This window comes from Paraburkholderia sp. CNPSo 3076 (assembly GCF_026343935.1).
Taxonomy (GTDB): domain Bacteria; phylum Pseudomonadota; class Gammaproteobacteria; order Burkholderiales; family Burkholderiaceae; genus Paraburkholderia; species Paraburkholderia nodosa.
The window spans coordinates 1-15521 of sequence record NZ_JAPMAL010000066.1 but is presented as its reverse complement, the minus strand read 5'-3'; the positions used below and the strand labels follow the sequence as shown (position 1 = coordinate 15521).

The 15521-nt window shown below is 59.5% G+C and carries 29 protein-coding genes and 2 pseudogenes; 1 reads left to right on the top strand and 30 read right to left on the bottom strand.

The window, feature by feature from the left end; all coding sequences use genetic code 11:
• A pseudogene (locus M3A49_RS40415) lies at nucleotides 1-289 on the top strand (DDE transposase); the annotation flags it as partial.
• A gap of 66 nt (nucleotides 290-355) precedes the next feature.
• Here the strand turns inward: M3A49_RS40415 and rplQ are convergent.
• From rplQ to tuf, 30 genes and pseudogenes are all read right to left on the bottom strand, one after another.
• Nucleotides 356-748 carry a 50S ribosomal protein L17 gene (rplQ, locus tag M3A49_RS40410; RefSeq protein ID WP_028206528.1) on the bottom strand — a complete coding sequence of 131 codons (393 nt, stop codon included), beginning with the start codon at nucleotides 746-748 and terminating at the stop codon, nucleotides 356-358.
• Nucleotides 749-888: 140 nt separating this feature from the next.
• On the bottom strand, nucleotides 889-1866 hold the full coding sequence (locus M3A49_RS40405; protein WP_069268218.1) for a DNA-directed RNA polymerase subunit alpha: 978 nt from the start codon (nucleotides 1864-1866) through the stop codon (nucleotides 889-891).
• A gap of 124 nt (nucleotides 1867-1990) precedes the next feature.
• A complete protein-coding gene (rpsD, locus tag M3A49_RS40400) occupies nucleotides 1991-2614 on the bottom strand; it encodes a 30S ribosomal protein S4 (protein ID WP_158758789.1) in 624 nt (207 codons plus the stop codon).
• 164 nt (nucleotides 2615-2778) lie between these two features.
• The gene (gene rpsK / locus M3A49_RS40395; RefSeq protein ID WP_006052224.1) at nucleotides 2779-3183 is read right to left on the bottom strand and encodes a 30S ribosomal protein S11; all 405 of its coding nucleotides are present in this window, start codon (nucleotides 3181-3183) and stop codon (nucleotides 2779-2781) included.
• Nucleotides 3184-3211: 28 nt separating this feature from the next.
• Nucleotides 3212-3577 (bottom strand): 30S ribosomal protein S13, encoded by a 366-nt coding sequence (gene rpsM, locus M3A49_RS40390; RefSeq protein WP_028206525.1) that lies wholly within the window; start codon nucleotides 3575-3577, stop codon nucleotides 3212-3214.
• 35 nt (nucleotides 3578-3612) lie between these two features.
• A complete protein-coding gene (gene rpmJ / locus M3A49_RS40385) occupies nucleotides 3613-3729 on the bottom strand; it encodes a 50S ribosomal protein L36 (RefSeq protein WP_027819338.1) in 117 nt (38 codons plus the stop codon).
• Between the two features lie 21 nt (nucleotides 3730-3750).
• Nucleotides 3751-3969 (bottom strand): translation initiation factor IF-1, encoded by a 219-nt coding sequence (infA, locus tag M3A49_RS40380; protein ID WP_004521905.1) that lies wholly within the window; start codon nucleotides 3967-3969, stop codon nucleotides 3751-3753.
• Between the two features lie 8 nt (nucleotides 3970-3977).
• Complete coding sequence (gene secY / locus M3A49_RS40375) at nucleotides 3978-5324, bottom strand: preprotein translocase subunit SecY (protein WP_028206524.1); 1347 nt, start codon at nucleotides 5322-5324, stop codon at nucleotides 3978-3980.
• Between the two features lie 59 nt (nucleotides 5325-5383).
• Entirely contained in the window at nucleotides 5384-5818 is a 435-nt protein-coding gene (rplO, locus tag M3A49_RS40370; protein ID WP_266233765.1) for a 50S ribosomal protein L15, read from the bottom strand.
• 29 nt (nucleotides 5819-5847) lie between these two features.
• Complete coding sequence (gene rpmD / locus M3A49_RS40365) at nucleotides 5848-6030, bottom strand: 50S ribosomal protein L30 (protein ID WP_010106952.1); 183 nt, start codon at nucleotides 6028-6030, stop codon at nucleotides 5848-5850.
• A gap of 11 nt (nucleotides 6031-6041) precedes the next feature.
• Entirely contained in the window at nucleotides 6042-6560 is a 519-nt protein-coding gene (gene rpsE / locus M3A49_RS40360) for a 30S ribosomal protein S5 (protein WP_028206522.1), read from the bottom strand.
• Nucleotides 6561-6574: 14 nt separating this feature from the next.
• A complete protein-coding gene (rplR, locus tag M3A49_RS40355; RefSeq protein WP_027819343.1) occupies nucleotides 6575-6940 on the bottom strand; it encodes a 50S ribosomal protein L18 in 366 nt (121 codons plus the stop codon).
• A gap of 12 nt (nucleotides 6941-6952) precedes the next feature.
• On the bottom strand, nucleotides 6953-7483 hold the full coding sequence (rplF, locus tag M3A49_RS40350; RefSeq protein WP_254356246.1) for a 50S ribosomal protein L6: 531 nt from the start codon (nucleotides 7481-7483) through the stop codon (nucleotides 6953-6955).
• An 18-nt stretch (nucleotides 7484-7501) separates the two neighbouring features.
• Nucleotides 7502-7897, bottom strand: coding sequence for a 30S ribosomal protein S8 (gene rpsH, locus M3A49_RS40345; protein WP_027819345.1), 396 nt, complete (start codon nucleotides 7895-7897; stop codon nucleotides 7502-7504).
• Nucleotides 7898-7911: 14 nt separating this feature from the next.
• A complete protein-coding gene (gene rpsN, locus M3A49_RS40340) occupies nucleotides 7912-8217 on the bottom strand; it encodes a 30S ribosomal protein S14 (RefSeq protein ID WP_028206520.1) in 306 nt (101 codons plus the stop codon).
• Between the two features lie 7 nt (nucleotides 8218-8224).
• Nucleotides 8225-8764, bottom strand: coding sequence for a 50S ribosomal protein L5 (gene rplE / locus M3A49_RS40335; RefSeq protein WP_028206519.1), 540 nt, complete (start codon nucleotides 8762-8764; stop codon nucleotides 8225-8227).
• A 16-nt stretch (nucleotides 8765-8780) separates the two neighbouring features.
• On the bottom strand, nucleotides 8781-9089 hold the full coding sequence (gene rplX / locus M3A49_RS40330) for a 50S ribosomal protein L24 (protein ID WP_028206518.1): 309 nt from the start codon (nucleotides 9087-9089) through the stop codon (nucleotides 8781-8783).
• 9 nt (nucleotides 9090-9098) lie between these two features.
• Nucleotides 9099-9467 carry a 50S ribosomal protein L14 gene (gene rplN / locus M3A49_RS40325; protein ID WP_028206517.1) on the bottom strand — a complete coding sequence of 123 codons (369 nt, stop codon included), beginning with the start codon at nucleotides 9465-9467 and terminating at the stop codon, nucleotides 9099-9101.
• Between the two features lie 346 nt (nucleotides 9468-9813).
• Nucleotides 9814-10086, bottom strand: coding sequence for a 30S ribosomal protein S17 (gene rpsQ / locus M3A49_RS40320; protein WP_028206516.1), 273 nt, complete (start codon nucleotides 10084-10086; stop codon nucleotides 9814-9816).
• Nucleotides 10083-10277, bottom strand: a complete 195-nt coding sequence (gene rpmC / locus M3A49_RS40315) for a 50S ribosomal protein L29 (protein WP_028206515.1) — start codon at nucleotides 10275-10277, stop codon at nucleotides 10083-10085. Before rpmC ends, rpsQ begins: the two co-directional genes overlap by 4 nt.
• Nucleotides 10278-10287: 10 nt before the next feature.
• Nucleotides 10288-10704 carry a 50S ribosomal protein L16 gene (gene rplP / locus M3A49_RS40310; protein WP_027797288.1) on the bottom strand — a complete coding sequence of 139 codons (417 nt, stop codon included), beginning with the start codon at nucleotides 10702-10704 and terminating at the stop codon, nucleotides 10288-10290.
• Nucleotides 10705-10706: 2 nt separating this feature from the next.
• Entirely contained in the window at nucleotides 10707-11498 is a 792-nt protein-coding gene (rpsC, locus tag M3A49_RS40305; protein WP_027797287.1) for a 30S ribosomal protein S3, read from the bottom strand.
• Nucleotides 11499-11509: 11 nt separating this feature from the next.
• Complete coding sequence (gene rplV, locus M3A49_RS40300) at nucleotides 11510-11839, bottom strand: 50S ribosomal protein L22 (protein ID WP_004199272.1); 330 nt, start codon at nucleotides 11837-11839, stop codon at nucleotides 11510-11512.
• 12 nt (nucleotides 11840-11851) lie between these two features.
• Nucleotides 11852-12127: a 30S ribosomal protein S19 gene (gene rpsS, locus M3A49_RS40295; protein WP_027797286.1), complete on the bottom strand. Its 276-nt coding sequence runs from the start codon at nucleotides 12125-12127 to the stop codon at nucleotides 11852-11854.
• A gap of 10 nt (nucleotides 12128-12137) precedes the next feature.
• Nucleotides 12138-12965: a 50S ribosomal protein L2 gene (rplB, locus tag M3A49_RS40290; RefSeq protein WP_266233757.1), complete on the bottom strand. Its 828-nt coding sequence runs from the start codon at nucleotides 12963-12965 to the stop codon at nucleotides 12138-12140.
• Between the two features lie 2 nt (nucleotides 12966-12967).
• Nucleotides 12968-13282 carry a 50S ribosomal protein L23 gene (gene rplW, locus M3A49_RS40285; RefSeq protein WP_028206513.1) on the bottom strand — a complete coding sequence of 105 codons (315 nt, stop codon included), beginning with the start codon at nucleotides 13280-13282 and terminating at the stop codon, nucleotides 12968-12970.
• Nucleotides 13279-13899 (bottom strand): 50S ribosomal protein L4, encoded by a 621-nt coding sequence (gene rplD, locus M3A49_RS40280; RefSeq protein ID WP_028206512.1) that lies wholly within the window; start codon nucleotides 13897-13899, stop codon nucleotides 13279-13281. Before rplD ends, rplW begins: the two co-directional genes overlap by 4 nt.
• Entirely contained in the window at nucleotides 13899-14558 is a 660-nt protein-coding gene (gene rplC, locus M3A49_RS40275; RefSeq protein WP_028206511.1) for a 50S ribosomal protein L3, read from the bottom strand. The genes rplD and rplC overlap by 1 nt, the downstream gene beginning before the upstream one ends.
• 199 nt (nucleotides 14559-14757) lie before the next feature.
• Complete coding sequence (rpsJ, locus tag M3A49_RS40270; RefSeq protein ID WP_017777154.1) at nucleotides 14758-15069, bottom strand: 30S ribosomal protein S10; 312 nt, start codon at nucleotides 15067-15069, stop codon at nucleotides 14758-14760.
• A 138-nt stretch (nucleotides 15070-15207) separates the two neighbouring features.
• Nucleotides 15208-15521: pseudogene (tuf, locus tag M3A49_RS40265) on the bottom strand (elongation factor Tu); the annotation flags it as partial.

Here is a 15521-nt window from a genome sequence, read left to right as displayed (position 1 = left end):
CCTGATTGCCTACAACCTGATCCGGCTGGAGGTGGCGAAGGCCGCGCTTGAGGCCGGACGCGCCCCCGAGGACCTGAGCTTCATCCGCGCGTTTCACACGATTCAGTATGAGATGTCATGGGCAGCCGTGACCCGCTCGTACGGCAAACTTCCTGCGCTGCTCGTGCGCCTGCGCGAGCGGCTCAAGCAGCTTGCCAACGAAAAACGGCCCGGGCGCTCTTGCGCACGGGCCGTCAAGTCCAGACCTTTCCGCTACACCGTTCGGTACCTGAAACGGGACCTTAACTGAACGGCATTAAGGCTAGGCCTGGCTTTTTTGCGTGCCGCTCAATCCGGGGATCAAGCGACGGAAAGCTTATTCCGCTTCCTGGATGTTCTCTTCCGCGACTTCCGGACGGTCGAGCAGTTCGACCAGTGCCATCGGAGCGTTGTCGCCAACACGGAAACCGAACTTCAGGATACGCAGGTAGCCGCCCGGACGGTTCGCGAAACGCGGACCGAGCACGTCGAACAGCTTCGTGACCGAGTCACGATCGCGCAGGCGGTTGAACGCCAGACGACGGTTTGCGAGCGACGGCTTCTTGCCCAGCGTGATGAGGGGCTCGACAACCTTACGGAGTTCCTTCGCCTTCGGCAGCGTCGTCTTGATGACTTCGTGCTCGATGAGCGAGTTGGACATGTTACGGAGCATTGCCAGACGGTGGCTGCTCGTGCGGTTCAGTTTCCGCAGACCATGACGGTGACGCATTTCAATTTCCTTGAAACAAAGTTTTGGTCCAGCTCTTCTATCGCCTCGCGGGTTTGGCAACCCCGACCAAGGCACGGGCCGGTATGTGAAAAAGGCAAGACGCGGATTTTAAAGGAAAATCCGCGTCCGTGCCAGACTTCTTACTTGTCGAGACCAGCCGGCGGCCAGTTTTCGAGCTTCATGCCGAGCGTGAGACCGCGCGAAGCGAGCACTTCCTTGATCTCGTTGAGCGACTTGCGACCCAGGTTCGGGGTCTTGAGCAGTTCGTTCTCGGTGCGCTGGATCAGATCGCCGATGTAGTAGATGTTCTCGGCCTTCAGGCAGTTCGCCGAGCGAACCGTGAGTTCGAGATCGTCCACCGGACGCAGCAGGATCGGGTCGATCTGCGGGGCGCGCGAAGGCGCTTCCGCGGCCGTTTCCGTACCTTCCAGCGCCGCGAACACCGACAGCTGATCCACGAGGATGCGGGCCGACTGGCGGATCGCTTCCTCAGGCGAGATCACGCCGTTGGTTTCGATGTTCATCACGAGCTTGTCGAGGTCGGTACGCTGTTCGACACGCGCGCTTTCCACGGCGTAGCTCACGCGGCGAACCGGCGAGAACGACGCGTCCAGCACGATGCGACCGATGATCTTGGCCGACTCTTCGCCGTAACGACGCACGTTGCCAGGCACGTAGCCACGGCCCTTTTCGATCTTGATCTGCACGTCGAGCTTGCCGCCCTTCGTCAGATGCGCAACCACGTGATCCGGGTTGATCACTTCGCAGTCGTGCGAGAGTTCGATGTCGCCAGCGGTGACAACGCCTTCGCCTTCCTTGCGCAGCGTAACCGTCACTTCGTCACGGTTATGCAACTTGAAAACGACACCCTTCAGGTTCAGCAGCAGGTTGACCACATCCTCTTGCACACCATCGAGCGTCGAGTATTCGTGCACGACGCCTGCGATCGTCACTTCGGTCGGCGCGTAGCCCACCATCGACGACAGCAGCACGCGCCGGAGCGCGTTACCCAAGGTGTGGCCATAACCGCGTTCGAACGGCTCCATGACCACTTTCGCGTGGTTGTCGCCGAGCGATTCCACAGCGATGATCTTGGGTTTCAACAAACTGGTTTGCATAGGTTTTCCTTTTCAATACCCTCGGCTCGTTACACCGATAAGGCTGAGATGGCAACAACCTGAAAAAAACGGCCGAGGCCGCCTCCTGCGCGAAGCACAGAGGTTACCCCGGCCGTCAATCCGATTACCGCGAATACAATTCGACGATCAGGCTTTCGTTGATGTCGCCAGCGATGTCGCTGCGCTCAGGCATGCCCTTGAACGTGCCTTCGAACTTCTTCGCGTCGACCGACACCCAACCTGCCATGCCGCCTTGCTCTGCGAGCGAGAGGGCTTCGACGATACGCGCCTGCTTCTTCGCCTTTTCGCGAATCGCGACGACGTCGCCAGCCTTCACTTGCATCGACGGGATGTTCGCGACGACGCCGTTCAGCGTGAGAGCCTTGTGGCTCACGAGCTGGCGCGCTTCGGCGCGGGTCGATGCGAAGCCCATGCGGTACACGACGTTGTCGAGACGCGATTCGAGCAGTTGCAGCAGGTTTTCGCCGGTGTTGCCCTTGATGCGGTCAGCTTCCGCGAAGTAGCGGCGGAACTGGCGCTCGAGCACGCCGTAGATGCGCTTCACTTTTTGCTTTTCGCGAAGCTGCGTGCCGTAGTCGGACGTGCGGGCGCCCGAGGTGCGGCCGTGCTGACCCGGCTTGCTGTCGAGCTTGCACTTGTCGGCGAGCGAGCGGCGTGCGCTCTTCAGGAAGAGGTCAGTGCCTTCACGGCGGGACAGCTTGGCCTTCGGGCCGATATAACGTGCCACGTTGCTTTCCTTCGATAATTGATCACGCGAAACCTCAGTGGGAAAACCCGCGGTATCGCGCTAGTCCGGCCCTTTGGGCCGAACGGTGGGCTTAGTCAATTCATTAACGCCGAGAGCCTGGGTCGCCGTTTCCGGCGGCTCAGGCATTCGGCTAAAACGACGCCTTAGATGCGGCGGCGCTTCGGCGGACGGCAGCCGTTGTGCGGAACCGGCGTCACGTCGGAGATCGCGGTGATCTTGATGCCAAGACCATGCAGCGCGCGCACCGCCGATTCGCGGCCAGGACCGGGGCCCTTGATCCGCACTTCGAGGTTCTTGACGCCGTATTCCATCGCCACGCGGCCAGCCGATTCGGCTGCGACCTGAGCTGCGAAGGGCGTCGACTTACGCGAGCCCTTGAAGCCCTGACCGCCCGACGTTGCCCAGGCAAGCGCGTTGCCTTGACGGTCGGTGATCGTGATGATGGTGTTGTTGAACGACGCGTGAACGTGAACCACGCCCTCGGCGACGTTCTTCTTAACCTTCTTGCGAACGCGTTGCGCCGCGGAGTTGTTCGAAGCCTTAGCCATTACGTTTTCCTGTAACTTTCAGTTCCGCTTACTTCTTCAGCGACTGTGCTGCGCGGCGCGGACCCTTACGCGTACGTGCGTTGGTACGCGTACGCTGGCCACGCAGGGGCAGGCCCTTGCGATGGCGCACGCCGCGGTAGCAGCCGAGGTCCATCAGGCGCTTGATGTTCATCGTCACTTCACGGCGGAGATCGCCTTCGACGACAAACTTGCCCACTTCCTCACGCAGCTTTTCCAGATCCGCGTCGTTCAGGTCCTTGACCTTCTTGTTGAACGGCACACCGGCGGACACGCAGATGTTGCGCGAACGCGTGCGGCCAACACCGAAAATTGCCGTCAGGCCGATTTCAGTGTGCTGGTGGTTCGGGATGTTAACCCCTGCAATACGAGCCATTGTTTTTCCTCAAACAAAAAGCGCAAGCGCGCTAATCAGCCTTGGCGCTGCTTGTGGCGCGGGTCCGAGCTGCAGATCACGCGAACGACGCCGTTGCGCTTGATGATTTTGCAGTTGCGGCAAATGCGCTTTACCGATGCCATCACTTTCATGATATTACCCTTTTTCCTAAATCACTTCGCCCGGAACACGATCCGCGCACGCGACAGATCGTAAGGCGTCAACTCAACCGTCACCTTGTCGCCCGGGAGAATGCGGATGTAGTGCATCCGCATCTTTCCGGAAATATGTCCCAGAACGACATGGCCGTTTTCCAGCTTCACCCGGAAGGTTGCGTTGGGGAGGTTTTCGATCACCTCGCCTTGCATCTGGATTACATCGTCTTTGGCCATAGGTCCTTTCAACGCATCGGGACGCCGCCGCCCTTGAAGTTGGCCTTCTTGAGCAGCGATTCATATTGTTGCGACATCACGTACGACTGCACCTGCGCCATGAAGTCCATTGTGACGACGACAATGATCAGCAGCGACGTTCCACCAAAATAAAACGGCACATTCCAGCGCAGCACCAGAAACTCCGGCAGCAGGCAAACGAACACGATATAGATCGCACCGGCCAGCGTCAGACGCGTGAGGATGCGGTCGATATAGCGTGCCGTCTGATCGCCCGGGCGGATGCCAGGTACGAACGCGCCACTCTTCTTCAGGTTGTCGGCCGTTTCCCTGCTGTTGAACACCAGTGCGGTGTAGAAGAAGCAGAAGAACACGATCGCCAACGCGTACAGCAACACGTACACGGGCTGGCCAGGCTTGAGGGCTTCGGCCACATTGTGCAGCGTGTCCGCAAACCAGCCGGTTCGCGACCCCGAACTGAACCAGTTCAGGATAGTTGCCGGGAACAGGATGATCGACGACGCGAAGATCGGCGGAATCACACCCGACATGTTCAGCTTGAGCGGCAGGTGGGACGACTGCCCGCCGTAAATCTTGTTACCGACCTGACGCTTCGCATAGTTCACGAGGATCTTGCGCTGGCCGCGTTCGATGAACACCACCAGGTACGTCACGGCTGCGATCAGAACGACCACGATGATCGCCGAGATGATGCTCATCGAGCCGGTGCGAACCAGTTCGAAAAGACCACCGAGCGCATTCGGGAAGCCTGCCGCGATCCCGCCGAAGATGATGATCGAGATACCGTTGCCAAGCCCGCGTTCCGTGATCTGCTCACCAAGCCACATCAGGAACATCGTGCCCGTTACGAGCGTCACGACCGTCGTCAAGCGGAACACCATGCCCGGATCGATCACGAGGCCGGGCTGGTTTTCCAGCGCGACCGCGATGCCGAACGCCTGAAACGTCGCCAGCACCACCGTGAAGATCCGCGTGTACTGCGTGATCTTGCGTTGCCCAGCCTGCCCTTCTTTCTTCAACGCTTCCAGCTGCGGCGAAACAATTGCCATCAGCTGCAGGATGATCGACGCCGAGATATACGGCATCACACCCAGCGCGAAGATCGTGAACCGCGACAGTGCGCCACCCGAGAACATGTTGAACATGCCAAGGATGCCGCCCGACTGGCTCTGGAAGAGCTTCGCCAGTTGGTCCGGATCGATACCCGGAACCGGAATATGCGCGCCGATACGATAAACGACCAACGCCAGCAGCAGGAACACTGCACGCCGGCGCAGGTCGCCGAACTTCGGTGCGCTGCGACCGGTTTTTGCGAGACTCGGGCTGTTAGCCAAGTACCTTCTCCGATGCAGATGTTAGTGACGGCGGGCAAGCCCGCGCGCACCACTCACAATCACTCGGCAAAAGAACCGCCTACTGCTTCAATCGCAGCACGCGCATTCTTCGTCGCACCCAGACCCTTCACGACGACCTTGCGCTTGATCTCGCCGGTGGCGATGATCTTTGCGCTACGGGTCAGTTCGCCCACGAGGCCTGCCTGCTTGAGAGCCAGCAGATCGATTTCGTCGACCGGCAGCTTCTCGATGTCGGCGAGGCGCACTTCACCGACGAATTCCTTCGTCAGCGAGGTGAAGCCGCGCTTCGGCAGACGACGCTGCAGCGGCATTTGACCGCCTTCGAAGCCAACCTTGTGGAAGCCGCCCGAACGCGATTTCTGACCCTTGTGACCACGGCCAGCGGTCTTGCCGAGGCCGGAGCCGATGCCGCGACCGACGCGACGCTTAGCGTGCTTCGCGCCTTCTGCCGGCTTCAGGTTATTCAATTCCATTTTCAACTCCTGGAGTCCTGGTCGAGCGCTTAGCCGATGACCTTGACGAGGTACGAGACCTTGTTGATCATGCCGCGCACAGCCGGCGTGTCCTGCAGCTCGGAGACCGAGTTCAGGCGGCGCAGGCCGAGACCGCGCACGGTGGCGCGGTGCGTTTCGCGGGTCCCAATCAGGCTCTTGACGAGCTGAACCTTGACAGTTTTTTCAGACATGGTGCCCACCCTTAGCCCAGAATGTCTTCGACGGACTTGCCGCGCTTCGCCGCGATGTCAGCCGGGGTCGACTGCTTGCGCAGACCGTCCAGCGTGGCACGAACGAGGTTGTACGGGTTCGTCGAACCGTGGCTCTTGGCCACGACGTTCTGCACGCCCATCACGTCGAACACTGCGCGCATCGGGCCGCCGGCGATCACGCCCGTACCTGCCTTCGCCGGAGCGAGGAGGACGACCGATGCGCCGTGCTTGCCGTGCACTTCGTGTTGCAGGGTGCCGTTCTTCAGGGGCACCTTGAACATGTTGCGGCGAGCTTGTTCCATCGCCTTCTGGACAGCAACGGGCACTTCCTTCGACTTGCCCTTGCCCATACCGACGCGGCCATCACCGTCACCAACCACGGTCAGTGCGGCGAAGCCGAGAATACGGCCACCCTTCACGACCTTGGTCACGCGATTGACCGAAATCATTTTTTCGCGAAGGCCGTCGTCGCGTTCGTCAGCCTGAACTTTCGCTTGCATCTTTGCCATGACGAATTCCTTCCTTAGAACTTGAGCCCGGCTTCGCGCGCAGCATCAGCCAGCGCCTTGACGCGGCCGTGATAGCGGAAACCCGAGCGGTCAAAGGCGACGGATTCGATGCCGGCGGCCTTAGCCTTTTCTGCAATACGCTTGCCGATCAGCGAGGCAGCGGCGACGTTGCCGCCCTTGCCCGACTGGTCAGCCAGTTGCGCACGCACTTCAGCTTCAAGCGTCGACGCGCTGGCCAGCACCTTGGTGCCGCAGGGCGAGAACACTTGCGCATAGATGTGCGTGTTCGTGCGATGCACGGCCAGACGCGCGACCTGCAGCTCAGCGATCTTGAGACGCGTCTGACGAGCGCGGCGCAGGCGAGATTGAGTCTTATCCATGATTGCGCACCCTTACTTCTTCTTCGTTTCTTTGAGGATCACGACCTCGTCGGCGTAACGCACACCCTTGCCCTTGTAGGGCTCAGGCGGGCGATAACCGCGCACTTCTGCAGCGGTTTGGCCGACTTTCTGCTTGTCGATCCCCTTGATCACGATTTCCGTTTGCGACGGGGTTTCGGCCTTGATGCCTTCCGGCATCTGGTGCACCACGGGGTGCGAGAAACCCAGCGACAGGTTCAGCTTGTCGCCTTGCGCTTGAGCACGATAACCAACGCCAACCAGCGTCAGCTTGCGCTCAAAACCCTTCGTCACGCCTTGCACCATGTTCGCGACGATCGCGCGCATCGTGCCCGACATCGCATTGGCTTCGCGGCTGTCGTCGGTCGGCTCAAACTTGAGCGTGCCGTTGTCGTTCACCACCTTCACGAGGCGGTTCGCGGCTTGCGAAATCGTACCCAGCGCGCCCTTGACGGTAATCTTCTCGTCGCTGAGCGTCGCTTCTGCGCCTTGCAGCGCGACCGGGCTCTTACCTACTCGAGACATGTTTCTTCTCCTTAGGCCTTAAGCGACGTAGCAGATAACTTCGCCGCCGACGCCAGTAGCGCGCGCCTTGCGGTCCGTCATCACACCCTTGGGCGTCGACACGATCGCAACGCCCAGGCCATTCATGACCTGCGGGATGTCGTTGCGGCCGCGGTACACGCGCAGACCCGGCTTCGAGACGCGTTCGATGCGCTCGATAACGGGACGGCCAGCGTAGTACTTCAACGCGATGTTCAATTCCGACTTCGCACCTTCGGTTTTCACCGCGAAGTCGTCGATATAACCTTCGTCCTTCAGAACCTGCGCAATCGCAATCTTCACTTTCGACGAGGGCATAGCAACCGAAACCTTCTCGACCATCTGCGCATTGCGGATGCGAGTCAGCATATCGGCGATAGGATCACTCATGCTCATTTATGTTTCTCCTATTACCAGCTCGCCTTGGTGATGCCAGGGATCTCACCACGGAACGCGATTTCACGAATCTTGTTACGTGCGAGACCGAATTTGCGGAACGTGCCACGCGGACGACCCGTGATCGCGCAGCGGTTACGCTTGCGGGTCGGGTTCGAGTTGCGGGGCAGTTGTTGCAGTTCGAGGCGAGCTGCGTAACGCTCTTCTTCCGACTTGCTTTGGTCGTCGATGATCGCCTTCAGCGATGCGCGCTTCGGCGCAAATTTCGCTGCCAGACGAGCGCGCTTCTTTTCACGTTCGATCAGTGCCAGTTTAGCCACGGTAACCTCAGTTTCTGAACGGGAACTTGAAGCCGGCGAGCAGTGCCTTTGCTTCTTCGTCGGTCTTCGCGGTCGTCGTGATGCTGATGTTCAGCCCACGCAGCGCGTCGATCTTGTCGTAGTCGATTTCGGGGAAAATAATCTGCTCTTTCACACCGATGTTGTAGTTACCACGGCCGTCGAACGCCTTGCCCGACACGCCACGGAAGTCGCGCACACGGGGGAGCGCAACCGTCACGAAACGGTCCAGGAATTCGTACATGGCATTGCCACGCAGGGTAACCATCGTGCCGATCGGGTAGCTTTCGCGGATCTTGAAGCCGGCGATTGCTTTACGCGACTTCGTGATGACGGGCTTTTGGCCGGCGATCTTCGTGAGGTCGCCAACGGCGTGCTCGAGGACCTTCTTGTCAGCGACGGCTTCACCGACACCCATGTTCAGGGTGATCTTGGTGAGGCGCGGCACTTCCATGACCGACTTGTAACCGAACTTCTCGATCAGGCCAGGAACGACCTTCTCTTTATAAAATTCTTGCAAACGTGCCATTTTTTACTCCGCAGCGTCAGGCGCTCAGAACAGCACCGGTCGTCTTCAGGAAACGAACTTTCTTGTCCCCTTCGACCTTGATGCCCACGCGCGACGGCTTACCGTTCGCGTCGACCAGTGCGACGTTCGAAATCTGCAGCGGCATCGTCTTGGCTTCCACACCGCCCGTCGTACCCTTCATCGGGTTCGGCTTCACGTGCTTCTTGACGATATTGACGCCTTCGACAGTGACGCGCTCGTCGCCCATAGCCAGCACGACGCCGCGCTTGCCTTTGTCTTTACCGGTGATGACGATAACTTCGTCACCCTTGCGAATCTTGTTCATCGCGACTCCTTACAGCACTTCCGGCGCCAGCGAAACGATCTTCATGAATCGTTCGCTACGCAGCTCACGCGTAACCGGCCCGAAAATGCGGGTGCCGATCGGCTCAAGCTTGGTATTCAAAAGCACGGCGGCGTTGCCATCGAACTTGATCAGCGAGCCGTCTTGACGGCGCACGCCCTTCGCAGTGCGAACCACAACAGCGTTGTAGATTTCGCCCTTTTTAACGCGCCCGCGCGGCGTTGCTTCCTTGACGCTCACCTTGATGATGTCGCCAATGCTGGCATAACGACGCTTCGAGCCGCCGAGCACCTTGATGCACAGGACTTCGCGTGCACCCGTGTTGTCGGCCACTTCAAGCCGAGTTTCGGTCTGGATCATGGTTTATCTTTCCCAACTTAATCCGGTCGCGCCACCATGGCACATCCGGTCAGTCTTGGTCCCGTCAGCCGCGCCGCCACTAGAACGACCGCTCAGCTGCTTGGGTAAGAACAGCAGCGACGGCAAACGAAACCGGCCATCGCATTCCGGTGAATCTTGCTAACCCGGACTGGCGCCCGAATCTGCTTCCCCACCCACATCCGCCTGCTGCTTTGCCAACAGCAAACCTGAAAGGAGGGAAGACCAAGATTATAACCAGACAATCTTGGCCTCGCAAGCGAAATCTTTAGCGATTTCAACTACTTCTACACCCCGGGAACTGGCTCCCCGGGGTGTTGCGTCACTTTTAGATGACGCGTGCTGCTTCGATCAGCTTCGACACGGTCCAGGCCTTCGTCTTCGAGAGAGGACGGGTTTCCTGGATTTCAACGAGGTCACCCTCGTTGTACGTGTTCGCTTCGTCGTGAGCGTGGTACTTCTTCGACTGCACGACGTACTTGCCGTAGATCGGGTGCTTGACGCGGCGCTCGACCAGGACGGTGACCGTCTTGTCCATCTTGTTGCTGACGACCTTGCCGACCAGCGTCCGCTTAAGCGAGGTTTTCACGCTTTCGTTCATTTCTGGTTCGCCTTCTGAGTCAGGACGGTCCGCACACGTGCGATGTCGCGACGGACCTTCTTCAGCTGGCTCGTGTTCGTGAGCTGCTGGGTCGCGAGTTGCATGCGCAGGCCGAATTGCGCCTTCAAGAGGTCCGACAGCTCTTTGTCGAGCGCGGCCTTGTCTTTCTGAAGAAGTTCAGATGCCTTCATCAATCACTCCTTAGGCGCCGAGCTGGCGAACCATGAAGACCGTCTTCAGCGGCAGCTTGGCTGCAGCAAGACGGAAGGCTTCACGGGCCAGTTCTTCGGACACACCATCCATTTCATACAGCATCTTGCCCGGCTGAATCTCGGCGACGTAGTACTCAGGGTTACCCTTACCGTTACCCATACGCACTTCCGCCGGCTTTTGCGAGATCGGCTTGTCCGGGAAGATACGGATCCAGATGCGGCCGCCACGCTTGATGTGACGCGTCATTGCACGACGCGCTGCTTCAATCTGACGCGCGGTCAGGCGACCACGACCGATAGCCTTCAGACCGTATTCACCGAACGAAACTGCGTTGCCGCGCGTTGCGACGCCGGTGTTACGACCCTTCTGCTCTTTGCGATACTTCCTGCGTTTCGGTTGCAGCATCGTTATTCTCCACTCTTGCCGTCACCGCCGGCGCCACGGCGCGGTGCGCCACGACGGGCACCCGGTGCACCTTCACCATCACGGCGCGGACGACGATCGCCCGGACGCGCGTTGCGGCGCGGACGCTTTTCTTCGGCGACTTCTTCCACCACCGGTGCGTCGTTGCGGCCGAGCGTGTCGCCCTTGTAGACCCAAACCTTCACGCCGATGATGCCGTACGTCGTCTTCGCTTCCGAGGTTGCGTAGTCGATGTCAGCACGCAGCGTGTGAAGCGGCACTCGACCTTCGCGGTACCACTCGGTACGTGCGATTTCGATACCGTTCAGACGGCCGGCGCTCATGATCTTGATGCCCTGGGCACCCAGACGCATCGCGTTCTGCATCGCGCGCTTCATTGCGCGACGGAACATGATGCGGCGCTCGAGCTGCTGCGTGATCGAATCGGCGATCAGTTGAGCATCGGTTTCCGGCTTGCGGATTTCTTCGATGTTCACGTGAACCGGAACGCCCATGCGCTTCTGGAGTTCGGCCTTGAGGAGTTCGATGTCCTCGCCCTTCTTGCCGATCACCACACCCGGACGCGAGCTGTAAATCGTGATGCGAGCGTTCTTTGCCGGACGCTCGATCACAACACGGCCCACCGAAGCGTTCTTCAGCTTCTTCTTCAGGTATTCACGAACACCGATGTCTTCCTTCAACATCGCCGCGAAATTGTTGTTGTTCGCGTACCAACGCGAAGCCCAATTGCGGCTGACGGCCAAACGGAAGCCAGTCGGATGAATTTTCTGTCCCATCGTATGGCTCCTTAATTCCCGACCGTCACAGTGATGTGACAGGATTGCTTCTCGATGCGGTTGCCGCGGCCCTTGGCGCGCGCGGTGAAACGCTTCAGCGAAGCTGCCTTGTCGACGTAGATGCTCTTGATCTTGAGCTCGTCGATGTCAGCACCTTCGTTGTGTTCCGCGTTTGCGATCGCCGAGAGCACAACCTTTTTCACGATGCCAGCCGCTTTCTTCGGCGAGAACGTCAGAACGTTCAGCGCCTTGTCGACCGGCAGACCGCGGATCTGGTCAGCCACAAGGCGCGTTTTCTGCGCCGAGATGCGGGCACCGCGATGAATTGCCTTCACTTCCATCTTGATTGCCCCTTATTTCTTGGCCTTCTTGTCGGCCGCGTGACCCTTGAACGTACGGGTCAATGCGAACTCGCCAAGCTTGTGGCCGACCATGTTTTCCGTGACATACACCGGAACGTGTTGACGGCCGTTGTGCACGGCGATCGTCAGGCCGATGAAGTCCGGCAGAATCGTCGAACGACGCGACCAGGTCTTGATCGGTTTCTTGTCGCGCGTAGCTGCAGCCGCCTCAACCTTCTTCAGCAAATGGGCGTCGCAGAACGGACCTTTCTTAATAGAACGTGCCATTGCCTACTCCTTAACGCTTGTGACGGCGCTGGACGATCATGCTCGTCGTGCGCTTGTTGCTGCGGGTGCGATAGCCCTTCGTCGGCGTGCCCCACGGGCTCACCGGGTCGCGACCAGCCGCAGTCTTGCCTTCGCCACCACCGTGCGGGTGGTCGACCGGGTTCATTGCAACGCCACGGACCGTCGGGCGGATACCGCGCCAGCGGTTCGCGCCAGCCTTACCGATTTGACGGAGGCTGTGCTCTTCGTTGCCGACTTCACCGATCGTTGCGCGGCATTCAACGTGCACGCGGCGGATTTCGCCCGAACGCAGACGAACCTGCGCGTAGACGCCTTCGCGTGCCAGCAGCATTGCCGACGTGCCAGCCGAACGCGCCATTTGCGCGCCCTTGCCCGGCAGCATTTCGATGCAGTGGATCGTCGTACCGACCGGAATGTTGCGGATCGGCAGCGTGTTGCCTGCACGGATCGGCGCTTCCGAACCCGACATCAGCTGCGCGCCAACCGCCACGCCCTTCGGCGCGATGATGTAGCGGCGCTCGCCGTCTGCGTAAAGAACCAGCGCAATGTTCGCGCTACGGTTCGGGTCATACTCGAGACGCTCCACCTTCGCGGGGATGCCATCCTTCGTACGACGGAAATCGATCACACGGTAGTGCTGCTTGTGACCACCACCCTGGTGACGCGTCGTGATGCGACCGTTGTTGTTACGGCCAGCCGTCGAGGACTTCTTTTCGAGCAGTGCCGCGAACGGCGCGCCCTTATGGAGGTCCTTGTTGACGATCTTGACCATCGCGCGGCGACCCGGCGAGGTCGGCTTAACTTTCACGATTGCCATGATTACTTGGCCTCCGCTTCAAAGTTGATTTCCTGGCCGGGCTTCAGGCAGACATACGCCTTCTTCACGTCCTTGCGCTTGCCGTTGAAGCGGCCAAAGCGCTTGGCTTTGCCCTTCTGGACCAGCACGTTGACGGACTCGACTTCCACCTTGAACAGCAGCTCGACAGCAGCCTTGACTTCCTGCTTGTTCGCGTCCGGCGCGACTTCGAAGACGACTTGTTCGTTCTTCTCCGCAACCAGCGTCGCCTTTTCGGAGATCACCGGTGCGAGCAGGACCTGCATCAAACGATGATCGTTCTTGCGAATCTCGCTCATGACAGCAACTCCTCGATCTGGGCGACCGCTGCCTTCGTGATCAGGATCTTCTTGAAGTAGATCAGCGAGAGCGGGTCGGCAAAACGCGGCTCAACGACTGCCACGTGGGGCAGGTTGCGCGACGCGAGATACAGGTTCTCGTCGACCGTGTCGGTGATGACCAGCACGGATTCGAGACCCATGGCCTTGAACTTTTCGGCCAGCAGCTTCGTCTTCGGCGCCTCGAGCGAAAGCTCTTCGACAACCGAGATACGGCCTTCGCGGGCCAGCTGCGAGAAGATCGAGCAGAGACCTGCGCGATGCATCTTCTTGTTGACCTTGTGCGAGAAGTTTTCTTCCGGCGAATTCGGGAAGATGCGACCACCGCCACGCCACAGCGGGCTCGACGACATACCGGCACGAGCGCGGCCCGTACCCTTCTGACGCCACGGCTTCTTGGTGGTGTGCTTGACCTGTTCGCGGTCCTTCTGCGCGCGGTTACCGCTGCGCGCGTTCGCCTGGTAGGCGATAACGATCTGGTGGATCAGCGCTTCGTTGTAGTCACGGCCGAACACGACGTCCGACGCGTTGACAGCTGCGCCTTCCTGACCATTAGCGTTCAGGAGCTTCAGTTCCATTATTGCGCTCCTTTCTTGGCGCGCGCCTTGACGGCGGGCGTCACGAAAACCTTGCCGCCCTTTGCACCCGGGACGGCACCCTTGACCAGCAGCAGCTTGCGCTCTGCGTCGATACGGGCGATTTCGAGGTTTTGCACCGTCACGGTTTCGTCACCCATGTGACCGGTCATGCGCTTACCCGGGAACACGCGACCCGGATCCTGCGCCATACCGATCGAGCCCGGCACATTGTGCGAGCGCGAGTTACCGTGCGAAGCACGACCCGAAGCGAAGTTGTAACGCTTGATGGTACCGGCGTAGCCCTTACCGATCGAGGTGCCTTGCACGTCGATCTTCTGGCCTTCTTCGAAGAGTTCCACACCGATCACAGCGCCAGCGGACAGTTCGGCGGCCTTAGCGGCGTCGATCTGGAATTCCTTGAGGATTTCACCGGCTTGAACGCCAGCTTTGGCGAGATGACCTGCGAGCGGCTTCGTCACGCGCGATGCGCGGCGAGTACCGAAAGTAACCTGCACGGCCGTGTAGCCGTCGGTTTCAACAGTCTTGATCTGCGTCACGCGGTTGTCGGACACGTCCAGCACGGTCACGGGAATCGAATCCCCTTCGGCCGTGAAGATACGGGTCATGCCAACCTTGCGACCTACGAGTCCAAGGCTCATCGTTTTCTCCATTCCCGACTGCGATTGGTCGGGGCTAATTTACAAAGTACCGGCATGTTTTCGAGGTAAAGGCTCGAAAGGGACACACCGATTTTTGCGCAAACGCGCGAAAAGACGTCAAGTATAACGTCCTTCTTCGTTTTCCGCAAGCAATCAAAGACTTAGCGCCACCAGAAGATTCTGGCAGCGCTCGAGACTCTTACTGCAGCTTGATTTCGACGTCCACGCCAGCCGGGAGGTCCAGCTTCATCAGCGCGTCAACGGTCTTGTCCGTCGGGTCGACGATGTCCATCAGGCGCAGGTGCGTGCGGATTTCGAGCTGATCGCGCGACGTCTTGTTGACGTGCGGCGAACGCAGGATGTCGAAACGCTGGATGCGCGTGGGCAGCGGCACCGGGCCACGAACGATTGCACCCGTCCGCTTCGCCGTGTCGACGATTTCAGCAGCCGACTGGTCGATCAGGCGATAGTCGAAAGCCTTCAGGCGAATACGGATCTTTTGGTTCTGCATGACAATTCCTTGAAAAGAGCGAGGCGGACTTGCGCCGCCAAACGATATAAAGAGCGCAGGACCGCCCCGTGACAAGGTGTCGCGAGAACGGTCCCTGGGTACATCAACATCTACAGCGAGCCGAGTATTCTACTCGAATTACTCGATGATCTTCGCAACCACGCCGGCGCCGACGGTACGGCCACCTTCGCGGATTGCGAAGCGCAGACCTTCTTCCATCGCGATCGGAGCGATCAGCTTCACCGTGATCGACACGTTGTCGCCCGGCATGACCATTTCCTTGTCCTTCGGCAGCTCGATCGAGCCCGTCACGTCCGTCGTACGGAAGTAGAACTGCGGACGGTAGTTGTTGAAGAACGGCGTGTGACGGCCGCCTTCGTCCTTGCTCAGCACGTACACTTCAGCCGTGAAGTGCGTGTGCGGCGTGATCGAACCCGGCTTGGCCAGCACCT

Bases quoted from the DNA above. Each gene is read 5' to 3' on its own strand.
- rpmC (WP_028206515.1), bottom strand. From the start codon at position 10,277: ATGAAGGCATCTGAACTTCTTCAGAAAGACAAGGCCGCGCTCGACAAA.
- rpsH (WP_027819345.1), bottom strand. From the start codon at position 7,897: ATGAGCATGAGTGATCCTATCGCCGATATGCTGACTCGCATCCGCAAT.
- rpsQ (WP_028206516.1), bottom strand. From the start codon at position 10,086: ATGAACGAAAGCGTGAAAACCTCGCTTAAGCGGACGCTGGTCGGCAAG.
- rpsS (WP_027797286.1), bottom strand. From the start codon at position 12,127: ATGGCACGTTCTATTAAGAAAGGTCCGTTCTGCGACGCCCATTTGCTG.
- rplV (WP_004199272.1), bottom strand. From the start codon at position 11,839: ATGGAAGTGAAGGCAATTCATCGCGGTGCCCGCATCTCGGCGCAGAAA.
- rpsJ (WP_017777154.1), bottom strand. From the start codon at position 15,069: ATGCAGAACCAAAAGATCCGTATTCGCCTGAAGGCTTTCGACTATCGC.
- rpsE (WP_028206522.1), bottom strand. From the start codon at position 6,560: ATGGCAAAGATGCAAGCGAAAGTTCAGGCTGACGAACGCGACGACGGC.
- rplR (WP_027819343.1), bottom strand. From the start codon at position 6,940: ATGGATAAGACTCAATCTCGCCTGCGCCGCGCTCGTCAGACGCGTCTC.
- infA (WP_004521905.1), bottom strand. From the start codon at position 3,969: ATGGCCAAAGACGATGTAATCCAGATGCAAGGCGAGGTGATCGAAAAC.
- rplE (WP_028206519.1), bottom strand. From the start codon at position 8,764: ATGGCACGTTTGCAAGAATTTTATAAAGAGAAGGTCGTTCCTGGCCTG.
- rplB (WP_266233757.1), bottom strand. From the start codon at position 12,965: ATGGCAATCGTGAAAGTTAAGCCGACCTCGCCGGGTCGCCGCGCGATG.
- M3A49_RS40405 (WP_069268218.1), bottom strand. From the start codon at position 1,866: ATGCAAACCAGTTTGTTGAAACCCAAGATCATCGCTGTGGAATCGCTC.
- rplN (WP_028206517.1), bottom strand. From the start codon at position 9,467: ATGATCCAGACCGAAACTCGGCTTGAAGTGGCCGACAACACGGGTGCA.
- rpsM (WP_028206525.1), bottom strand. From the start codon at position 3,577: ATGGCTCGTATTGCAGGGGTTAACATCCCGAACCACCAGCACACTGAA.
- rplW (WP_028206513.1), bottom strand. From the start codon at position 13,282: ATGAGCGAGATTCGCAAGAACGATCATCGTTTGATGCAGGTCCTGCTC.
- rplP (WP_027797288.1), bottom strand. From the start codon at position 10,704: ATGCTGCAACCGAAACGCAGGAAGTATCGCAAAGAGCAGAAGGGTCGT.
- rplQ (WP_028206528.1), bottom strand. From the start codon at position 748: ATGCGTCACCGTCATGGTCTGCGGAAACTGAACCGCACGAGCAGCCAC.
- rplF (WP_254356246.1), bottom strand. From the start codon at position 7,483: ATGTCTCGAGTAGGTAAGAGCCCGGTCGCGCTGCAAGGCGCAGAAGCG.
- rpsC (WP_027797287.1), bottom strand. From the start codon at position 11,498: ATGGGACAGAAAATTCATCCGACTGGCTTCCGTTTGGCCGTCAGCCGC.
- rplD (WP_028206512.1), bottom strand. From the start codon at position 13,899: ATGGAACTGAAGCTCCTGAACGCTAATGGTCAGGAAGGCGCAGCTGTC.
- rplX (WP_028206518.1), bottom strand. From the start codon at position 9,089: ATGAACAAGATTCGCAAGGGTGACGAAGTTATCGTCATCACCGGTAAA.
- rplO (WP_266233765.1), bottom strand. From the start codon at position 5,818: ATGGAATTGAATAACCTGAAGCCGGCAGAAGGCGCGAAGCACGCTAAG.
- rpmJ (WP_027819338.1), bottom strand. From the start codon at position 3,729: ATGAAAGTGATGGCATCGGTAAAGCGCATTTGCCGCAACTGCAAAATC.
- rpmD (WP_010106952.1), bottom strand. From the start codon at position 6,030: ATGTCTGAAAAAACTGTCAAGGTTCAGCTCGTCAAGAGCCTGATTGGG.
- rpsK (WP_006052224.1), bottom strand. From the start codon at position 3,183: ATGGCTAAGGCTTCGAACAACTCCGCGGCGCAACGCGTTCGCAAGAAG.
- rplC (WP_028206511.1), bottom strand. From the start codon at position 14,558: ATGAGCCTTGGACTCGTAGGTCGCAAGGTTGGCATGACCCGTATCTTC.